Origin of the sequence: Streptomyces sp. NPDC058691, from assembly GCF_042714775.1 — a bacterium.
In the GTDB taxonomy this organism is placed as follows: domain Bacteria; phylum Actinomycetota; class Actinomycetes; order Streptomycetales; family Streptomycetaceae; genus Actinacidiphila.
Genome location: NZ_JBHXSO010000020.1, coordinates 61,890 through 80,077, shown reverse-complemented (window position 1 = coordinate 80,077; position 18,188 = coordinate 61,890). Strand labels below are relative to the sequence as shown.

The window sequence follows — 18,188 nt, the reverse complement described above, 5'->3', positions numbered from 1 at the left end:
TCCCCCTGGGAAGCGGGCCTGTCCCCTCGCTCCCCGCGGGCCGGGGCTCCGCACGCGTGACCCACGACCCCGGCACGTCCGCAGGAAGGACCCCCACCATGGCCGCTCCCACCGTTGTGATCACCGGCGCGCTCACCGGCATCGGCCGTGCCACCGCGGAAGCGTATGCGCGCCAGGGCGCGAACGTCGTGGTCTCCGGCCGCCACCAGGAGGCCGGCGAGCAGCTCGCCGGGGAACTGGCGGCGCTCGGCGGCCGGGCGGATTTCGTCCGGGCCGATGTGCGTCTGGAGGCCGAGGTACAGCACCTGATGGAGCACGCCGTACAGACGTACGGGAAGATCGACGTCGCCTTCAACAACGCCGGCACCGAGGGCACCCCCGGCGGCATCGACGAGACCACCGACAAGGAGTACGACGCCGTCTTCGACACGAACGTGCGCGGCACGCTGCTGAGCATGAAGCACGAGTTCCGCGCCATGAAGACGGGCGGCGGTGGCAGCATCGTCAACATCAGCTCCACCTACGGCCAGATGGGCTTCCCCGGCGCCTCCCTGTACGTGGCGAGCAAGCACGCCGTCATCGGCGTCACCAAGGTCGCCGCCATCGAGGGCGCGCTGCACGGCATCCGGGTGAACGCGGTGGCCCCCGGCTTCACCCGGACGGCCATGTACGAGCGGGTCACCGCCTCGGACGGGTTCCGCCGGGCGGTGGACTCCGTCCTGCCGATGCACCGCCCCGGCACCCCGGAGGAGATCGCGGATGCCGTGGTCTTCCTCGGCTCTGACAAGGCCTCGTACATCACCGGGCAGACCCTCACCCTGGACGGCGGGCTCATGGCCGGCTGGCCGCTCTTCCCGGTCGGCTGACCGCGCGGCGTCGCGCGCCGCCCGTGGACGGACCCATGGACGACCCGCGGACAACGCAGAACCCCCGCCGAGGATCTCGGCGGGGGTTCCTGCCCTTGCGGGCTGCTGTGGCTGGGGCCGGGGTCGAACCGGCGACCTATCGCTTTTCAGGCGATCGCTCGTACCAACTGAGCTACCCAGCCAGCGCGGTCCTGACGGGATTTGAACCCGCGGCCTCCACCTTGACAGGGTGGCGAGCACTCCAAACTGCTCCACAGGACCCAGCTTTGCGCTTCACTGTGCGAGACACAGTCTCGCACAGGTCAGTGCGTGCCCCCAACGGGATTCGAACCCGTGCTACCGCCTTGAAAGGGCGGCGTCCTGGGCCACTAGACGATGAGGGCTGATGGCCCGCCGGGCGGTGTTTCGGCCGTCGGGGACGTGAGAAGCATATGGGATGCGGCGGGGGATCGCCAAAACGCTTTAGCGCCCGCCCGTCGGGGAGACCGCGGGCGACGGTTCGCGTCCCGGTTCCCGCTCCGCCGGCAGATGGCGGGAGACCTCCGCCGTGGACAGGCCCAGCCCGCCCAGCGTGATCTCGTCCCAGGCCTGCAGGGTGTGGCTGTCGCGGTCCAGATAGAGCACGGAGGCTTCCACCTTCTGCGGCGTGTCGCCCTCCACTGCCCGCAGCCCGCCGCCGCCCGTCGTGCCCTGCACCATCAGGCGGCTGCCGTGCTCCAGGACGCTGACATCGCGCTGATGGGTGTGCCCGGCCAGGATCAACGGGACGGTGCCGTCCGTCTCGGCGGCCGCGATGGGGTTGTGGGCGATGGCGATGTCGACCGTGTGGCCGGCCGCGTCCTGCCGCCGGATGGAATCGGCCAGCCGCTGGCCGGCCCGGCGCTCCGCGGGGTCGCCTGCGGCCTCGACCGAGCGGTCCGGCGTGAACTGCGGGTCGCCGATGCCGGCGATCCGCAGCCCCTTCACGACCACCGACTTCCCGTCGTCCACCACCACCGCGCCCTTGCGGGCCGCCACCGCGCGCTGGCTGCCCATGGAGTCGTGGTTGCCGCGTACGAAGACGTAGGGCGCGCCCAGGTCCGGGATGGCGGCGGTGAAGCCGTTCTCGGCGGCGGTGCCGTGGTCCATGAGGTCGCCGGTGTCCACGATGACGTCGATCCGGTACTCGGCGACGACGGACCGGATGATCTGCCACGCCGCCGGGTTGAGGTGGATGTCCGAGACGTGCAGCACCCGCAGGGTCGACGGGTCGGGGTTGTAGGCGGGCAGCGTGGAGGTCGCGTCGTACAGCCGGGTCATGTTGGTGACCAGGCGCGCCAGCTCCTGCTGGTAGACGTCGAAGTCGCTGACGATGCTGCGCGCGTTGCCGACGACGGACGGCGCGCTGCTCAGCAGCCCGGAGAACTTGGGCTCCAGGACACTGCGGGGGTTCCACGTCCCGTACGCCGTGCCCGCGCAGGCCGCCAGCACCGCCAGCGACAGACCGCCGGCGGCCAGCGCCCTGCGGGGCCTGCGGTAGACCGCAAGGCCGAGGGCGGTGGCGCCGGTCAGCACGGCCAGCGAGGACCGCACGGCGAGTTCGACGGTGCTGTTCCGCACGTCCGCGGCGACCTCGTCCGGCAGGCCGCTCAGCCGCTCCGGGTGCCGCACCAGGCCCTCGGCGCGCTCCGGGTCGAGGGTGTCGACGTCCACCACCAGCCGCAGGGGGCCGTCGTGGCTGTCCAGCTGCAGGGCTCCGAGCGGTGCCACGTTCACCTTGGTGTCCCCGGTCCACGCGGGATGCAGGGACATGCGGGTGTTCATCGGCCCCACGGGCTCCTTGATGCTCCCCAGCACCACCAGCCCGAGCCAGCCGCCGATCAGCGTGACCGCGACCAGCGCGAGCGCCGTGAGCCAGGGGCGGCGCGGCGCGTCGAGCGCGGTGCCGGCGGGGGCCGGATGAGCTGAACGGGCCGAACGTGTTTGACGGGCCGGACGGGTTGGACGAGATGTACCAAGAGCAGGAGAGGGGCGCCGGAGGGCACGGCGCAGCACGGACCGGACGCGGTGCGGCAGATCTCGGAGCATTGCCGACGTATGCCCGTCTCCTCCCTCCCGTATGCCCCGCTATCCCCAGCCCAGCTCGTGGAGGCGTTCCTCCTCGATGCCGAAGTGGTGCGCCACTTCGTGGACGACGGTCGTGGCGACCTCCTCCACGATCTCCTCCGTGGTGGAACACAGCCGCTGGGTCGGGCCCCGGTAGATCGTGATGCGGTCGGGGAGCACCCCGGCGTACCACTCGCCGCGCTCGGTCAGCGGAGTTCCCTCGTACAGGCCGAGCAGACCGGGGTCGGCCGGGTCGGGTTCGTCCTCGACGAACACCGCCACGTTGTCCATGACCCGGGCCAGCTCGGGGGGGATCCGGTCCAGCGCGTCGCTGACCAGTTCCTCGAACGCTTCGCGTGACATCTCCAGCACACCGCCCATTGTCCGGGACAGCCGGGCGATCGGGCAGCGTCCGACGCGGATTGCGTCACACGAGCGCGGCGCCCGCGAAGGCGGCGGCCACTCCCGCGGCGATGCTCCCCGCCACGTTGAGGGCCGCGTAGAGGCGCGCGCCGCCCTCGGCCAGCCGCAACGTCTCGTACGAGAAGGTCGAGTACGTGGTCAGCGCGCCGCACAGTCCGGTGCCCAGCAGGAGTTGGAGCCGGGTGGACGCGCCGGCGGCCACCGCGCCGGCGACCGCGCCCAGGATCAGCGAGCCGGCGATGTTCACGGTGAAGGTGCCCCAGGGGAAGACGCCGTCGTGCCGCGACTGGACCGCACGGTCCGTCAGATAGCGCAGGGGCGCGCCGATCGCGGCGCCGACGGCGACGAGCAGCCAGTTCACCCCTCGTCACCTCCGGCGGTGCCGTGCACGACCTCCACCTCCTCGACCGTGGCCAGACCCGTGGTCATCAGCTCCCGCAGCTGAGGCAGGAATGCCCTGACCCGTTCGGCGCTGTCCACGACGACGATCATGACCGGCAGGTCCTCGCAGAGCGACAGCAGACGCGAGGTGTGGACGACCGAGCCGGCGCCGAAGCCCTCCACGCCGCGGAAGACCGACGCCCCGGCGAGTCCGGCGGCGTGGGCGCGGTGCACGATCTCGCTGTGCAGCGGCCGGTGGTGCCAGGTGTCGTTCTCCCCCACGTGGACGGTGAGCCGAAGCGCGGGGCCGGTGAGCATCATCACGTCGTCCTCCACACGCGGCGGGTCAGGGCCGCCGCGGACCATACGCAGAGCAGGGCGGCCACGGGCGTGGCCGCCAGATAGACCAGGGCGACGGCGACATGCCCGGCGGCCAGCAGCCGCTGCACGTCGACCGTGTACGTCGAGAAGGTCGTGAAGCCGCCGAGCACCCCGGTGCCCAGGAACGGCCGGACGAGGCGGTGCGCCGAGGGCCGGCGCTCCACGACCGCCACCATCAGCACGCCGATCGCCGCGCAGCCGGCCGCGTTCACCAGGAAGGTCGTCCACGGGAAGGCCCCGGTCGCGGTGGGCCACAGCAGCCCCGCGCCGTAGCGGGCGAATGCCCCGATCACCCCGCCGAGCGCGACGACGGCGACCACCGGGCCCTGTTCGCGCAGCGGTGCCGCCCGCCGGGGGCGCGGCGGGTCGCCCACTGTCCGTGCCGGCCGGCTTCCCATGCCGCTTCCCATGCCCCGGACGGTATCCGAACGGCACCGCGGGAGGGCCGGCCGGGCGGCGTGTGGCCGCGGGCGTGTCCCCAGGGGCCGCGGGCCCGTTGGGCAGCGGGGAACCCGCTTCGCCGGGCGACTGCCTCCAGACCCACTCCAGACTTCTTCAGACCTTCCGAGGTGCTCCCGTGACCCCTGCCACAGCCCGCGCGCGCACGGCGGCCGCACTGCTTCTTCCCGTATTCGCCCTGGGGTCCCTGACCGGCTGCATGACCGTCGGCGGCACGGGTAGCGACGCCAAGCCGGACGGGATCTCCTCCGGGATCTCCGGCGAGGACGGCGGGGCCGGGGGTGCCGGCTCGGACGGCGGGCTCGGCATGCCCGGCGCCGGTCCGGGTGCCCCGGTGGGCCGCCCGGGCCGGCCGGGGCATTCGGCGTCTCCTTCGGGGTCGCCGTCGGCGAGCGCGCAGGAATCGGTGCCGGGGCCGACCCAGGGTCCGGGCGGTCCGCACAGCGGCAAGCCCTCGGGGCGGCCCTCGTCGTCGTCCCGGCCCTCCACGCCGGCGTCCCCGACCGACCGGCCCTCCACCTCGTCGTCGCCCAGCGGCGGTGGGTCCTCGGCGCCGCCCTCCGGCGGGCCCTCGCCCGAGCCGTCCCCTTCCAGCGCGCCGTCGGTGAACGGGGCCGCCTGAGGGGCGCAGGGCCGAATTGGCCAAAGTGGCCACCTATGCGTATGCTGGTAGATCGTTTGATCCCATTGCCCGGCGCCGAACCGAGACGCGCCGCGTTGGCGCGTTCCTTTTCTCCTGTGGCTGACCGCATCGAGGCGGTTGTAAGCAACCTCCGGAGCTGGCGCGTGCCGAAATCTCCGAGAGGTTTTAGCTTCAGCATGTCTATTGACACTGCCGACCGTTCCGCCATGCCCTTCGACACCAACGACACCACCGAGAGCACGGCCGGGGCCGTCACCGAGGAGCACGTCGCTCCCGAGACCCCCGAGGCCCCCGAGTCCACCTTCGGCGACCTGGGCCTGCCCGAGGCCATCGTCCGCAAGCTGGCGCAGAACGGTGTCACCACCCCCTTCCCGATCCAGGCCGCGACGATTCCCGACGCCCTGGCCGGCAAGGACATCCTCGGCCGCGGCCGCACCGGCTCCGGCAAGACGCTCTCCTTCGGCCTGCCGCTGCTCACGCAGCTCTCCGGCGGCCACACCGACCGCAAGCGCCCGCGCGGTGTGATCCTCACCCCGACCCGCGAGCTGGCGATGCAGGTCGCCGACGCCCTGCAGCCGTACGGCGACGTGCTCGGCCTGAAGATGAAGGTCGTCTGCGGCGGCACCTCGATGCAGAACCAGATCTACGCCCTGGAGCGCGGCGTCGACATCCTCGTCGCCACCCCGGGCCGGCTGCGTGACCTGATCGACCGTGGCGCCTGCTCGCTGGACCAGGTGCAGATCGCCGTCCTCGACGAGGCCGACCAGATGGCCGACATGGGCTTCCTGCCCGAGGTCACCGAGATCCTCGACCTGGTTCCCAAGGGCGGCCAGCGGCTGCTGTTCTCCGCCACGCTGGAGAACGAGATCGACACGCTGGTCAAGCGCTACCTGAAGGACCCGGTCACCCACGAGGTCGACCCCTCCGCGGGCGCGGTCACCACGATGACCCACCACGTGCTGATCGTGAAGCCCAAGGACAAGGCGCCGGTCACCGCGGCCATCGCCGCCCGCAAGGGCCGCACCATCATCTTCGTCCGCACCCAGATGGGCGCCGACCGCGTCGCCGAGCAGCTGCGCGAGGCGGGCGTCAAGGCCGACGCCCTGCACGGCGGTATGACCCAGGGCGCGCGCACCCGCACCCTGGCCGACTTCAAGGACGGTTACGTCAACGTCCTGGTCGCCACAGACGTCGCGGCGCGCGGCATCCACGTCGACGGCATCGGCCTGGTGCTGAACGTGGACCCGGCCGCCGACCACAAGGACTACCTGCACCGCTCGGGCCGCACCGCCCGCGCCGGGGAGTCCGGCACGGTCGTCTCCCTGGCCCTGCCGCACCAGCGCAAGCAGATCTTCCGGCTGATGGAGGACGCGGGCGTCGACGCCTCGCGCCACATCGTCGGCGGTGCCGGCGCGTTCGACGAGGACGTCGCCAAGATCACCGGCGCCCGCTCGCTGACCGAGGTCCAGGCCGACGCGGCCGGCAACGCCGCGCAGCAGGCCGAGCGTGAGGTCGCCGACCTCACCAAGTCCCTCGAGCGCGCGCAGCGTCGGGCCGCCGAACTGCGCGACGAGGCCGACCGCCTCACCGCCCGCGCCGCCCGCGAGCGCGGTGACGACCCCGAGGCCGCCGTCGCCGCCGCCCAGGCCGAGGCCGCCGAGGCGGTCGCCGCCGCGGCCGTCCCGGCGCAGGCCGAGGCTCCCGCCGAGCCGGCCGAGCAGCGCACCTTCCAGCGCCGCGACGACCGGGGCAGCTACGAGCGCCGCCGCGACGACCGTCCGTCGTACGGCAACCGCGACCGTGACCGCGGCGGTTACGAGCGTCGTGACGACCGCCCGTCGTACAACAACCGCGACCGCCGCGACGACCGTCCGTCCCGTCCGTCCCACGAGCGTCGTGACGACCGCCCGTCGTACGGCAACCGTGAGCGCCGCGACGACCGTCCGTCGTACGGCAACCGCGAGCGTCGTGACGACCGTCCGTCGTACAACAGCCGTGACCGTCGTGACGAGCGTCCGTCCCGTCCGTCCTACGAGCGTCGTGACGACCGCCCCGCGTACAACCGCGACGAGCGCCCGGCCGCCCGCTCCTACGACCGTCCGTTCAACCGTGACCGCCGTGACGACCGCCCGTCGTCCTTCGGGCGCGACCGCGACAACAACGACCGCCGTCCGTACGGCCGTCGTGACGACCACCGCCCCGGCACCACCGGCACCGGCACGGGCACCGGCTCCTTCGGCCGCCGTGACGACAAGCCGCGCTGGAAGCGCAACGGCTGACGCCGACTGAGCGACGTCCCGACACGAAGGGGCCCGGCAGGTGAACACCACCTGCCGGGCCCCTTCGTGTTGCCCCCCTCGGCTTCCGGGGCCTGTGGGGCGGCTGTTATCGTCCATGACAATTGCGTGGGGGGTACAAGCCGGGGGGCTTGGGGGATTCCGCGGCGCCGGACGCCGCGACACCACTGACCTGCTGTGCCGCTCCACCTTCTTCGTGTTCTTCGTGATTTTCAGGAGGAACGGGTGGCCAGACGTGCCCTCGTCCGCATCGCCGCCATGACCGCAGTCCTTTCGTGCGCGGTTGCCGTGGGCTACGGTCCACCGCAGACGCCGGCGCAGGCCGCGACCTCGCAGGAGACGATCGTCCCTGCCACACCCCGTTCGATGCCGAAGCGGGCGTTGCTGCAGAGCGCAGGTGTCTCCGGCTTTCTCCAGTACCGGACTGCCTCACTGAACGGAGCTCTGTGGTGGACCCGCAACGACGGTACCCAGGTGCAGTTGGACGACCCGGGACACCACAACACGGCCTTGCCCGGTACCTACGGTTTCTCGGACATCGTGGCTCTCGAGTACCGGCACCAGGTGGTTCTGAGGGACATGGCGAACGGCACCGTGGACAACGTCACCGTGCCCGCGGAGCAGTACTACATGCAGGCCTACGGACACACCGTCCTCACCGGTCATAACGTCAATTCGGAGCGTGCCGGGCTGCACCTCCTGCACAACGACCACGGCACCACGGTGGACGTCCCGGTCACCGGGCTGCCGGAGGGCTCGGTCTTCCCGTTCTCTCCGCACGGAGCCAGTGACGGATTCGTGGTGCATGTCGACATCCCCGGCGCGTCCACGGCCCACTACGCCTGGGTCGATGTGGCCAGCGGGAAGGCGGTCATGCTCCCCGCGGGCGTCGCCGACTCGACGTCGGTGGTCGGATCGCGGTATGTCCTGACCCGGGCGTCCGGCGCGGTGGCGGTCTACGCGCACGGCAACTGGGACGCCCCCGTACACACCGTCGCGCTGTCCGACGACGCCGCGGTCGTGGGCACGGTGGGTGACGCCCTCGTCGTGGCGCGCCATGTGCCGGAGTACGGGGAGGCGGACTCGTTGACGGCCGTGTGGCGGCTGTCCGCCGTGCCCTTCGACGGTTCCGCCGAGCGCACTCTCGTCACCCGCGCCTCCAAGGAGGTGGTGCCGGCCTCGGACGGCAGTCTGGTCTTCGCGGGCGGCGAGTCCGCCACCGACTACGGAATCGGGAGGATCACCGCCGATGCCGACGGGCATCCACAGGTCGTGCGCGTCGTCGACCTGCCGCCTGTGCCGATGGCCGTCGAGCAGCTCGCGGTGTCCAACGGCCGGCTCTTCACGCTGGAGAACGGCGACGGTCGCACCGCCTTCTACGGCCGTGATCTGAGCGGCACCACACAGGTGCAGTACGGCGGGCGGCAGCCGGTAGCTCCTGTGGCGCGCAGGCACGGCAAGTGCACCACGGACTGCCCGATGTTCAAGGCCACAGGTGACGGGCGGGTCGTGTACACGGGCTTCGCGTCCGCCGCCGACGCAGGCGACGCGCAGAGTCTCTATGTCACGGACGGCGGTCCGGCGAGCGCCGTGACCGAGCACGCCACGGGCTTCTCCGGTCCCGAGGACGTGGCGCTCAGCGCTGCTTCGGGCCGGACGGCTGTCGTCTGGTTCCGGCACGGCAACGACAACTACAACTTCACGGACCTCGACACCGGCAGCGTCCTGCGCAGCCTCGACCTGGGGTCGCGGTGGGCCCTGTGGGGGCGCACCCTGTGGACGTCGACAGGGACGACGGGCGTGGCAGCCCAGGACCTCCGTACCGGCGCACGGATCACCACTTTCGCGCTGAAGGGGTGCTCCGGCCCCGCGAGCCTGGCCGCGGTGGGCCACTGGGTCAACTGGTTCTGCCTGAGCGGGGACGTGGTCAAGGCAGGTGTCTACGACACCCTGACGAAGAAGCAGTTCGCGTTTCCGCAGACCGACGGGGCGCTCCGGTTCGGTGACGGGTTCGCCGTGAACCGCGTCGCGGACGGTGGCCTGACGCTGTACGACTTCCACAGCGGCACCGTGGTGAAGCGGCAGCTGGCCGAGCACACCGGCACGGCGTGGTCGCTGGACCCGTACACCGGTTACATCGCATATTCCGACACCGACCAGAACGTCCACATCCTCAACGCCGGCGTCCCCGCCTCCGCGTTGAGCGTGCCGGACGCGCAGGTCGGGACAACGGCCGACACCGATTCGACCCCCGTGGGGTGGCGCGGCAAGTGGTGGCTGTCGAAGCCCGCCGCGTCGTGGAAGCTGGTGGTCAGGCACAAGGCGACCGGCGCGGTCGTGCGCACGGTGAGCGGGGGCGCGGCCCGGGCTACGGTCAGCGCGGCCTGGGACGGCCGGGACGCCAAGGGCGCCCTCCTGCCGAACGGCGCGTACACCTGGACGCTCGGAGCAACCCCGGCCGACGGCAGGGGCGCGGCGCTGACGACGTCCGGAACCGTGAAGCTGAGCGGCGGAGCGGCCGTACGACGAGACTTCGCGAGCGGTGACGGCTTCGGCGACCTGCTGACGCTCACCTCCTCCGGCACCCTCGCCTTCCAGAAGGGCGATGGCGCCGGGAAGTTCTCGGGCACCCTCTCGGGCACGGGGTGGCCCGCCACCGTCACCGCCGTGCCGTTCGGGGACTTGAGCGGTGATCGGTGCAATGACGTGCTGGTGCGCTTCAGCAGTGGGACCTTGCGGGCGTACAAGCCGGGTTGCGGGAAGGCGGTCACGCCGTCGACGCCGTACACCTCGCTGGGGACGGGTTTCCAGCAGTACAACGTGCTGACCTCGCCCGGTGACGTGAGCGGTGACGGGCGTGCCGATCTGCTGGCGCGTCAGGCCTCGACCGGTGATGTCTATCTCTTCAAGGCGACGAGCGCGGGCAAGTTGGCCGCCCGGGTCAGGATCGCCTCGAAGTGGACCGGTTACAAGAAGATCGTGGGCGCGGGTGATCTGAACGGCGACGGGTTCGGCGATCTGCTGGCGCAGGACAAGTCGAACGAGTTGTGGCGTTACAACGGGGACGGCAAGGGTCACTTCAAGGCCCGGGTGCTGCTGGCCAAGAACTGGGGCGTCTCGTACAACGTGGTTGTCGGCGTCGGGGACATCACCGGCGACGGCAAGGCCGACCTGGTCGCGCGGGACGCCTCGGGCGTCCTCTACCGCCAGACCGGGCACGGCAACGGCACCTTCGCCGCGCGCGTGAAGATCGCGACCGGCTGGCAGGCCTTCAAGGGTGTCTTCTGATGCCGGGGACAAGGGTGGGGAACATGCGGAGCACGAAAAGGTCCCGCAGGGCGCGGGCGATCGCCGTCGCCGTCGTGCTGGCCGCCGCCGGGGTGCCGGCGGCGCTGCCGGGGACGGCCGCGGCGGACGGGAGCGCGCCGGCGGAGGCGGTGATCTCGGCAGGCGCGCGCTACATACCGCGCGGCGAGACCGTGGTGACCGCCGGTCCCACCGGCTACCTGCACCAACAGGAGGGCACCAGTGGCAATCTGTGGACGGACTACGCCACGGGGGCCACGACACCCTCCCTCTCCTCGGTGACGGGGCGGCTCAACACCGGCCTGTACGCGACCGCGCCCGGTAACTCGCGGGATGTCGTCGTGCGTGACCTGGCGACCGGCGGCACCACGAACATCACCCGCCCGGACGGCCAGGAGTGGTCCGGGGCCTTCAATGAGTCCTCGGCCGTCACGTACGAGAAGGCGGCCTCCGGCGCGGTCACAGCGCTGCACGTCCTGCACGCGGCTGACGGCCAGGTGACCGATGTACCGCTGCCCGCGGAGGGCCTGCTGCAGAGCGCCCCGCGCGTCGTCGGTGTCGCTGCCCAGGACCGCCAGGGCGCCGTCATCACCCTGTCCGGCGGCACGGGCACCCCGCGGCTGGTGCTGGTGGACTTCGCCGCGGACACGGCGGCGGAGCTGTTCGGCTCGCTGGCGGTCAAGCCCAGCAAGGTCGTGCTCTCCGGCGACAAGGTGCTCGGTCAGGCCCCGGGCAAGCTGATCGCCTACACCGTCCCGCGCGCCGATCCAGCCGCGGTTCCGACGCAGACCGCCATCCCACCGCTCGATGGCGCCTCGACGCAGCCGACGGTCACGCTGGCCCTGGCCGGTGACTGGATTCTTGTCACCCGCACCGAATCCCAGCCCCAGGAAGAGCGGGGCGAAGCGCTCACGGCCGTCGCCATCGGTGGCGGGGCATGGCGAACGCTGCTGAAGTACGCGGCGAACAACCTCGCGACCGGCCCCGACGGCGGCGTCCTGGTCGCGGGCGGCGGCGACTCCGCCGACTGGGCGGTCCGCCGCGTCACCGCGGCGGGGGCCGAGACCCCCGCGGTCACGTCGGTCTCCCCTGTCGCACCGATGACCGCGCCCATCGACGGCCTTGCTCTCGGCGGCGGCCGGCTGTCCGTCGCCACCGGCGCCGACAGCTGGATACGCGTCCAGTACGACTACGACCTCGCGCTGACGGGGACTCCCGAGCCGGGCCCGCGGACCCTGCGCTCCTTCCTGCACACCTGGTACCAGCCCTGCCGGGCAGGCTCCGCCTGCATCGAGCTCCACGCGCTCGGCAACGGCCGCACGGCGCACCTGTCCAGCGGATTCGTCGAGAGCCCGATCAACCAGAACACGGGTCAGGTGGTGTCGCTGCCGAACCCGAACAACCGGATCGTGGACTCCTCGGGGCGTTACACGGTCACCAACGACGCCGGCGTCGCACGCCAGTACGTCGGGGACTTCGAGCAGTACTCCAGCGACAACATCACGCACAGCCGCCCGCGTTCGGCGGCCTCCGTGTGGGGCACCAAGCTGTGGAAGCCCGCGGCCACGAAGGGCAGCGTCAACTCCTACGACCTGAAGACGAAGAAGACCTCCGCGGACATCGCGCTCGGTTCCGGCTGTGTTCCCCAGGAGTTGCAGGTCGTGGGGCGCTGGCTGTACTGGTCCTGCGGGCCCACGGCCAAGGCGGGTGTGTGGGACCTGACGGCGAAGAGGAACATCCCTGTCCCGTCCGGCGAGGCGCTGCTCGGGGACGGATTCCTCGTCCGCCACGACCGGACCGCGGGCAAGCTGTTGCTGACCGACTTCCACAAGGGTGCGGGCACGGCGGCGGCCACGGCCGACTTCGCGGACCTGCCGGCCGGGGATCCGTCGGCGGACCGCCGGATCACCTGGACCGTCGACAAGTTCGGCGGCAACGTGGCCTACGTGGACGCCGCTCAGCGGGTGCACGTCAAGCCGGTGAGCGTGCCGCGTTCCCCGGTCACCGTCCTCGAGTCGCGCGTGGACGACTACACGAACCTGGGCTGGCCCTCCGAGAGCCAGAACGTCTGGCATGGCACCTGGCTGCTGTCCCGGCCGCCGGTGAGCTGGAGCGTCAGCTTCCGGAACAGGGCGGGCAAGGTCGTGCGGACCATTCACGGCACGGGGCACGAGGGCGCGCAGGTGACCACCACCTGGAACGGGACTGACGACCACGGCACGCTCCAGGTCGGCGGGTTCTACACGTGGACGCTGTCCGCGGATCCGGGCGACGGCACCGGCTCCCGCACGGCCGCCACGGGGACGACGCAGCTGGCCGGCGCCAAGAGCGCCTGGCGTGACAGCGACGGGGACGGCATCGGGGAACTGGTCGCGCTGAAGTCCTCGGGCCTCCTGGAGTTCGACGCCTTCGGCCCCGGGCCGCAGGACGGCATGGCGATCAGTTCCTCCAAGGGCTGGAACCCCGATTACCGCTTCGTTCCCTTCGGCGACCTCGACGGGGACCGCTGCGCGGACACCCTGGTGCGCAATACGGTCGGCGAGCTCTACCGCTACACCGGACGGTGCAAGGGGGCGATCGCGAAGACCAGTCCCCGGATCTCGCTGGGGAAGGGCTTCCAGGCGTACAACGTGCTGACCTCGCCCGGTGACCTCACGGGTGACGGCCGCGCGGACCTGATCGCGCGCAAGTCCTCCAACGGCGACGTCTACCTTTTCGCTGCGACGAGCAGCGGGAAACTGGCGGCGGGCAAGCGGATCGGGGCTTCGTGGGACGGCGACAAGAAGCTCGTCGGAGCGGGTGATCTGAACGGCGACGGCTTCGGCGATCTGCTGGCGCAGGACAAGTCGAACGAGTTGTGGCGTTACAACGGCGACGGCAAGGGTCACTTCAAGGCCCGGGTGAAGGTCGCGAACGACTGGGGCGCCTCGTACAACGTGGTCGTCGGCATCGGCGACATCACCGGCGACGGCAAGGCGGACCTGCTTGCCCGGGACACCTCCAACAACCTGTACCGCTACGCCGGCACCGGCAAGGGCACCTTCGGCGGACGCGTGATGATCTGGTCCATCTGGGACGCCTACAAGGGCATCTTCTGATGGAGGAGACGATGAGGAAACTACTGGCCGTGGCCGCCCTGCTGGCGCTCACCGGGTGTGCCGGCGCGGCGGCGTCGTCCGACGCGGCGGCGCCGGCCACCGCGTCGGCTTCCGCGGCTTCTGCGGCCTCCCCGTCTTCCCCGGCTCCGGCGAAGGCCCCGCACGGCTACGACCCCCGGCGCGACGCGGCCGCGGACATCGCGGCCGCCCGGAAGGCGGCGAAGAAGGACGGCCGTCCTGTGCTGATCGACTTCGGCGCCGACTGGTGCCTGGACTGCGTCGTCCTGGGCAAGCGCTTCCGGGAGCCGGGACCGGCCGCGCTGCTGGCGAAATACCACGTGGTGACCGTGGACGTCGGAGAGTTCGACCGGAATCTCGATGTGGCCGGGGGCTACGTCGACCTGGAGACCAGCGGCATCCCCGCACTGGTCGTGCTCGACCCCTCCTCGGGACGGATCAAAGTGGCCACGAACCAGGGCGAGTTCTCCAACGCCCGGACGATGTCGGCGGACCAGGTCGGGACGTTCCTGAGGCGATGGGCATAGCCGGCGGGGCGAGGGCGATGGGGCCCGCGCGGACGGCGGCCGCCGCGCTCGGCGCCGTCGCCGTGTTCGCGCTCAGCGGCTGCGCGGGGGCCGGTGAGGGCGACGGCCCCGCGCCTCCCGTCGCGAGCAGCTTCTCGGAGGGCGGGGTCGCCGTGACGGTCAGGGTGGAGCCGGAGTCCGGTGACGACGGGCCGCGGGTCGTCGCCGTCCTGCGGCCGGAGCGGGCCGGTTTCCACCTCTACAGCCTCGCCCTCCCCGACGGCGGAGTCGACGGGATCGGCATCCCGACGCGCATCCGCGCCGAGGGCGCGCTGCGGTCCACGGGCCCGGCGACCACAGACTCGTAGGAGAGCGTCCTGAGTCCCGAAGGCCTCGGCGTACGCCTGCCCGTGTACGAGGACGGACAGGTCACCCTCCGGCTCCCGGTCCGGCGGGTCGCGGGCGAGCGCGGCGCGCGGGTGTTCCTCACCTACGGCGCGTGCAGCGAGCACGACGGCTGTCTGGTCCCCGTACGGGACCGGGCGGTCTCCGTGCCGCTCGGCGACTGACGGAAACGCGGCGGAGACACCCCCGTCACGCGCGGGTGAATACGGTCGATTTCAGCCAGCGCATGACGCATGCCGTGCCCCCGGCGGGGGAATCGCTGGGGGCATGACAATTCCAAAAGGTACGGACGCGGCCGAAGGGCCCGCCGCCCCGGTCACCGACGAGGAACGCCTGGCCCAACTGGGCTACACGCAGGTGCTGGCCCGCCGCATGTCCGCGTTCTCCAACTTCGCGGTCTCCTTCACGATCATCTCGGTGCTGTCCGGGTGCCTGACGCTCTACGCGTTCGGCATGAACACCGGCGGCCCCGCGGTCATCACCTGGGGCTGGGTCGGCGTCGGCCTGATGACCCTGGTCGTCGGTCTCGCCATGGCCGAGATCTGCTCCACGTACCCGACCTCCGCCGGCCTCTACTACTGGGCCTACAAGCTCGCCCCGGCGCGCGGCGCCGCCGCCTGGGCGTGGTTCGCGGGCTGGTTCAACGTGCTGGGCCAGGTCGCCGTGACCGCGGGCATCGACTTCGGCGCGGCGAGCTTCCTCAACGCGTACCTGGACCTGCAGTTCGGATTCGCCAGTACGCCCGGCCACACCATCGTGCTGTTCGCGGCGATCCTGCTGCTGCACGGGCTGCTCAACACCTTCGGCGTGCGCATCGTCGCGCTGCTCAACGACATCAGCGTCTGGTGGCACGTGCTCGGTGTCGCGCTGATCGTCGGCGTGCTCGCCCTCGTGCCCGACCGGCACCAGTCGACCTCGTTCGTCTTCACGCACTTCGTCAACAACACCGGCTGGGGAAGCGGGGTGTACGTCGTGCTGCTGGGCCTGCTCATGGCGCAGTACACCTTCACCGGCTACGACGCCTCCGCCCACATGACCGAGGAGACCCACGACGCCGCCACCGCCGGCCCGCGCGGCATCGTCCGCTCCATCTGGATCTCGTGGATCGCCGGCTTCGTGCTGCTGCTCGGCTTCACGTACGCCATCCAGTCCTACGACGAGACCCTCGGCACCTCCACCGGCGTACCGCCCGCCCAGATCCTCATCGACGGCGCCGGCGCCGTCGGGGGCAAGCTGCTGCTGCTCGTCGTCATAGGCGCCCAGCTCTTCTGCGGGATGGCCTCCGTCACCGCCAACAGCCGCATGATCTACGCCTTCTCGCGTGACGGGGCGCTGCCCTTCTCCGCCGTCTGGCGGCACATCAACCCCCGCACCAGGACCCCCACCAACGCGGTCTGGCTCGCCGCCCTGGGCGCCCTCGTCCTCGGCCTGCCCTACCTGATCAACCTCACCGCGTACGCCGCAGTGACGTCGATCGCCGTCATCGGCCTCTACATCGCGTACGTCATCCCCACCCTGCTGCGCCTCCGCAAGGGCGACGCCTTCGACCGCGGTCCCTGGCACCTGGGCCGCTGGTCCCGCCCCATCGGCATCCTCGCCGTCGCCTGGGTCGGCTTCATCACCGTGCTCTTCATGCTCCCCCAGGTGAGTCCCGTCACCGTCGACACCTTCAACTACGCGCCCGTCGCGGTCCTGGTCGTCCTCGGCTTCGCCGCCATCTGGTGGCTGGCCTCCGCCCGCCACTGGTTCCTCCGCGACCACGCCCCGGCCCCCACGGACACTCCCGGCTGACGCCCACGGCCGCCGCCGTCGCCACCTCCGTGACGGCGACGGCGTCCAACAGGCCCAATGCGCTCGGAGCGACGGCCGCCGTCCGGCTATGCTGCGGTGTGCGGGCCGTTAGCTCAATTGGCAGAGCAGTGGACTTTTAATCCATTGGTTGTGGGTTCGAGTCCCACACGGCCTACCCGCAGGCGGTTGGTCTCGCCACCGCTGTCCTGCGTGAATGCGGCCCCACCGGCTCAGGCCGGCGGGGCCGCAGCCCGTTTCCGGGGGCCTGGCGATCGTTGGCTCGGCCGAGATGCAGATGACCACGTCTCGCCCACCCGAGCGCCGAACCTCCCAAGGTGGCCCGCTTGTTGCGGTACGGGCGGCCGACCATGGCTCAGATCACGGCTGCAGGGGGCCGGCCCTCGTCATTCCCACGCCTCGGGTCCGTTGCCGCGCCAGTCGATGAGCTCGGGGTCGGTGACGTCGACCGTGTCCGGGTCGAGGCCTGCGCGCCGAAGGAACTCCAGCAGGTCGCTCGCGTTGAAGGCCACGCCGAGGATCTCCTCCTCCACGCGCACCTGCCGGCCGCCGCCCGGCGAGACCGGCATGACGATCACGCGGTGGTCCATTCGTTCAGGATGACCCGGGGCGGTATCGGTCGCATCCTGGAAGTGCGGCCCCGCTCGCACACCCCGGCAGGCCATTGCCCGCGCGGCGGGGTCGCCCTCACCGAATCGGCACCGCGGGGCAACCTGCCGCCAAGATCGGCGGGAGTAGTGTTGATGACGAGGGCTTCGCTCACCCCCCCGGGTGGAGCCCCAGAGGGCTCCGCTCACCCCCCCCGGGCGGAGCCCTCCCCCATGTCGAGCAGCAGAAGGCCCCCACCGCCTGCCTTCCGTGATGCTTGCCGTCGGAGAGGCGGCAGTCTCAGCTCGGCGCCGTCCAGCGGGGCGGGGCAACCGGAACCCTCTAATATCGCAGGTCAGAGCCACACTAGGGTGCGGCCATGAAATCCGTGTCCTGGAAAATTTGCGCCGCAGTACTCAGCCTGGCGCTTGCCGTCATGGCTTCATTCGTGATCTTCCGTATCGTCGCCGGCGACTGGGCGGGTCTCTCCGATCTTGTCGCCTTCGTGCCTGTCCTCGTCGGTCTCGGCTTCGGTGTGCGTGGCGCCTGGCGAAGAGCCAAGGGCACTCCGCCCGTAGCCCGAAAGCCGCTCAGCCCTTGGGGTAAGGCGCTGTGGATCGTTGTCGCCCTGTTCCTCAGCTTCTGGGCGCTCAGCGGCTTCCTTGCTGTCGCCAAGGCCCACGATCTGTCCATCGCGATCGGGTGCCTTGTGATCGGCGGCCTTTTCCTGTGGGGTGCCGTAGGCAGCTGGATGAGGGTCGGCGCGACTGGCCGTTCCGACGCGGCTGCTCACTTTCAGCGCGGTCGCGACCCCAAGACGGGGGAGTGGCCGACGTGGGATCGAAGGCAGTAGCCCCGAACGCACGAAAGCGCCCCGCCGTCCTTCGGGCAGCGGGGGCGCAGTCGCCGGACTTCCTCGGTGC

16 protein-coding genes and 4 tRNA genes are annotated in these 18,188 nt (G+C 71.3%); 11 read left to right on the top strand and 9 right to left on the bottom strand.

The window, feature by feature from the left end; genetic code table 11:
* Positions 1-98 precede the first annotated feature (98 nt).
* On the top strand, positions 99-866 hold the full coding sequence (locus ACFWVC_RS16560) for an SDR family NAD(P)-dependent oxidoreductase (protein ID WP_384285293.1): 768 nt from the start codon (positions 99-101) through the stop codon (positions 864-866).
* 108 nt (positions 867-974) lie between these two features.
* On the opposite strand, the gene ACFWVC_RS16555 is transcribed toward ACFWVC_RS16560, so the two are convergent.
* The 8 genes from ACFWVC_RS16555 to ACFWVC_RS16520 form a co-directional block, all read right to left on the bottom strand.
* Positions 975-1,048: transfer RNA gene (locus ACFWVC_RS16555), tRNA-Phe, on the bottom strand.
* Positions 1,049-1,052: 4 nt separating this feature from the next.
* Positions 1,053-1,127 (bottom strand) — tRNA-Asp (locus tag ACFWVC_RS16550).
* Positions 1,128-1,176: 49 nt separating this feature from the next.
* Positions 1,177-1,249 (bottom strand) — tRNA-Glu (locus ACFWVC_RS16545).
* Between the two features lie 79 nt (positions 1,250-1,328).
* Complete coding sequence (locus tag ACFWVC_RS16540) at positions 1,329-2,933, bottom strand: metallophosphoesterase (RefSeq protein ID WP_384285288.1); 1,605 nt, start codon at positions 2,931-2,933, stop codon at positions 1,329-1,331.
* Between the two features lie 39 nt (positions 2,934-2,972).
* On the bottom strand, positions 2,973-3,323 hold the full coding sequence (locus tag ACFWVC_RS16535) for a metallopeptidase family protein (protein WP_384285285.1): 351 nt from the start codon (positions 3,321-3,323) through the stop codon (positions 2,973-2,975).
* A 55-nt stretch (positions 3,324-3,378) separates the two neighbouring features.
* The gene (crcB, locus tag ACFWVC_RS16530) at positions 3,379-3,735 is read right to left on the bottom strand and encodes a fluoride efflux transporter CrcB (RefSeq protein ID WP_384285281.1); all 357 of its coding nucleotides are present in this window, start codon (positions 3,733-3,735) and stop codon (positions 3,379-3,381) included.
* Complete coding sequence (locus ACFWVC_RS16525) at positions 3,732-4,079, bottom strand: DUF190 domain-containing protein (RefSeq protein WP_384285483.1); 348 nt, start codon at positions 4,077-4,079, stop codon at positions 3,732-3,734. Before ACFWVC_RS16525 ends, crcB begins: the two co-directional genes overlap by 4 nt.
* Complete coding sequence (locus tag ACFWVC_RS16520; RefSeq protein ID WP_384285276.1) at positions 4,076-4,546, bottom strand: fluoride efflux transporter FluC; 471 nt, start codon at positions 4,544-4,546, stop codon at positions 4,076-4,078. Before ACFWVC_RS16520 ends, ACFWVC_RS16525 begins: the two co-directional genes overlap by 4 nt.
* A 167-nt stretch (positions 4,547-4,713) precedes the next feature.
* On the opposite strand from ACFWVC_RS16520, the gene ACFWVC_RS16515 reads away from it, so the two are divergent.
* The 9 genes from ACFWVC_RS16515 to ACFWVC_RS16475 all read left to right on the top strand — a co-directional run bounded on the left by ACFWVC_RS16515 (position 4,714) and on the right by ACFWVC_RS16475 (position 16,834).
* Entirely contained in the window at positions 4,714-5,217 is a 504-nt protein-coding gene (locus tag ACFWVC_RS16515; RefSeq protein WP_384285271.1) for a hypothetical protein, read from the top strand.
* A 197-nt stretch (positions 5,218-5,414) separates the two neighbouring features.
* The gene (locus ACFWVC_RS16510) at positions 5,415-7,517 is read left to right on the top strand and encodes a DEAD/DEAH box helicase (RefSeq protein WP_384285265.1); all 2,103 of its coding nucleotides are present in this window, start codon (positions 5,415-5,417) and stop codon (positions 7,515-7,517) included.
* A 243-nt stretch (positions 7,518-7,760) separates the two neighbouring features.
* Positions 7,761-10,823, top strand: coding sequence for an FG-GAP-like repeat-containing protein (locus ACFWVC_RS16505; RefSeq protein WP_384285262.1), 3,063 nt, complete (start codon positions 7,761-7,763; stop codon positions 10,821-10,823).
* Between the two features lie 23 nt (positions 10,824-10,846).
* Entirely contained in the window at positions 10,847-13,939 is a 3,093-nt protein-coding gene (locus ACFWVC_RS16500; RefSeq protein ID WP_384285257.1) for an FG-GAP-like repeat-containing protein, read from the top strand.
* A gap of 11 nt (positions 13,940-13,950) precedes the next feature.
* On the top strand, positions 13,951-14,484 hold the full coding sequence (locus ACFWVC_RS16495) for a thioredoxin family protein (protein WP_384285254.1): 534 nt from the start codon (positions 13,951-13,953) through the stop codon (positions 14,482-14,484).
* 17 nt (positions 14,485-14,501) lie between these two features.
* Positions 14,502-14,831: a hypothetical protein gene (locus ACFWVC_RS16490; protein ID WP_384285251.1), complete on the top strand. Its 330-nt coding sequence runs from the start codon at positions 14,502-14,504 to the stop codon at positions 14,829-14,831.
* A gap of 42 nt (positions 14,832-14,873) precedes the next feature.
* On the top strand, positions 14,874-15,032 hold the full coding sequence (locus tag ACFWVC_RS16485; protein WP_384285248.1) for a hypothetical protein: 159 nt from the start codon (positions 14,874-14,876) through the stop codon (positions 15,030-15,032).
* Positions 15,033-15,135: 103 nt separating this feature from the next.
* Positions 15,136-16,659, top strand: coding sequence for an amino acid permease (locus ACFWVC_RS16480; protein WP_384285246.1), 1,524 nt, complete (start codon positions 15,136-15,138; stop codon positions 16,657-16,659).
* A gap of 102 nt (positions 16,660-16,761) precedes the next feature.
* Positions 16,762-16,834: transfer RNA gene (locus ACFWVC_RS16475), tRNA-Lys, on the top strand.
* 229 nt (positions 16,835-17,063) lie between these two features.
* Here the strand turns inward: ACFWVC_RS16475 and ACFWVC_RS16470 are convergent.
* Positions 17,064-17,267 carry a hypothetical protein gene (locus ACFWVC_RS16470; protein WP_384285243.1) on the bottom strand — a complete coding sequence of 68 codons (204 nt, stop codon included), beginning with the start codon at positions 17,265-17,267 and terminating at the stop codon, positions 17,064-17,066.
* Positions 17,268-17,644: 377 nt separating this feature from the next.
* Here ACFWVC_RS16470 and ACFWVC_RS16465 point away from each other — a divergent pair, with 377 nt between their 5' ends.
* Positions 17,645-18,118 carry a hypothetical protein gene (locus tag ACFWVC_RS16465; protein WP_384285239.1) on the top strand — a complete coding sequence of 158 codons (474 nt, stop codon included), beginning with the start codon at positions 17,645-17,647 and terminating at the stop codon, positions 18,116-18,118.
* Positions 18,119-18,188 lie beyond the last annotated feature (70 nt).

Bases quoted from the DNA above. Each gene is read 5' to 3' on its own strand.
- ACFWVC_RS16560 (WP_384285293.1), top strand. From the start codon at position 99: ATGGCCGCTCCCACCGTTGTGATCACCGGCGCGCTCACCGGCATCGGC.
- ACFWVC_RS16540 (WP_384285288.1), bottom strand. From the start codon at position 2,933: ATGCTCCGAGATCTGCCGCACCGCGTCCGGTCCGTGCTGCGCCGTGCC.
- ACFWVC_RS16520 (WP_384285276.1), bottom strand. From the start codon at position 4,546: ATGGGAAGCGGCATGGGAAGCCGGCCGGCACGGACAGTGGGCGACCCG.
- ACFWVC_RS16510 (WP_384285265.1), top strand. From the start codon at position 5,415: ATGTCTATTGACACTGCCGACCGTTCCGCCATGCCCTTCGACACCAAC.
- ACFWVC_RS16500 (WP_384285257.1), top strand. From the start codon at position 10,847: ATGCGGAGCACGAAAAGGTCCCGCAGGGCGCGGGCGATCGCCGTCGCC.
- ACFWVC_RS16495 (WP_384285254.1), top strand. From the start codon at position 13,951: ATGAGGAAACTACTGGCCGTGGCCGCCCTGCTGGCGCTCACCGGGTGT.
- ACFWVC_RS16490 (WP_384285251.1), top strand. From the start codon at position 14,502: ATGGGGCCCGCGCGGACGGCGGCCGCCGCGCTCGGCGCCGTCGCCGTG.
- ACFWVC_RS16480 (WP_384285246.1), top strand. From the start codon at position 15,136: ATGACAATTCCAAAAGGTACGGACGCGGCCGAAGGGCCCGCCGCCCCG.
- ACFWVC_RS16470 (WP_384285243.1), bottom strand. From the start codon at position 17,267: ATGGACCACCGCGTGATCGTCATGCCGGTCTCGCCGGGCGGCGGCCGG.
- ACFWVC_RS16465 (WP_384285239.1), top strand. From the start codon at position 17,645: ATGAAATCCGTGTCCTGGAAAATTTGCGCCGCAGTACTCAGCCTGGCG.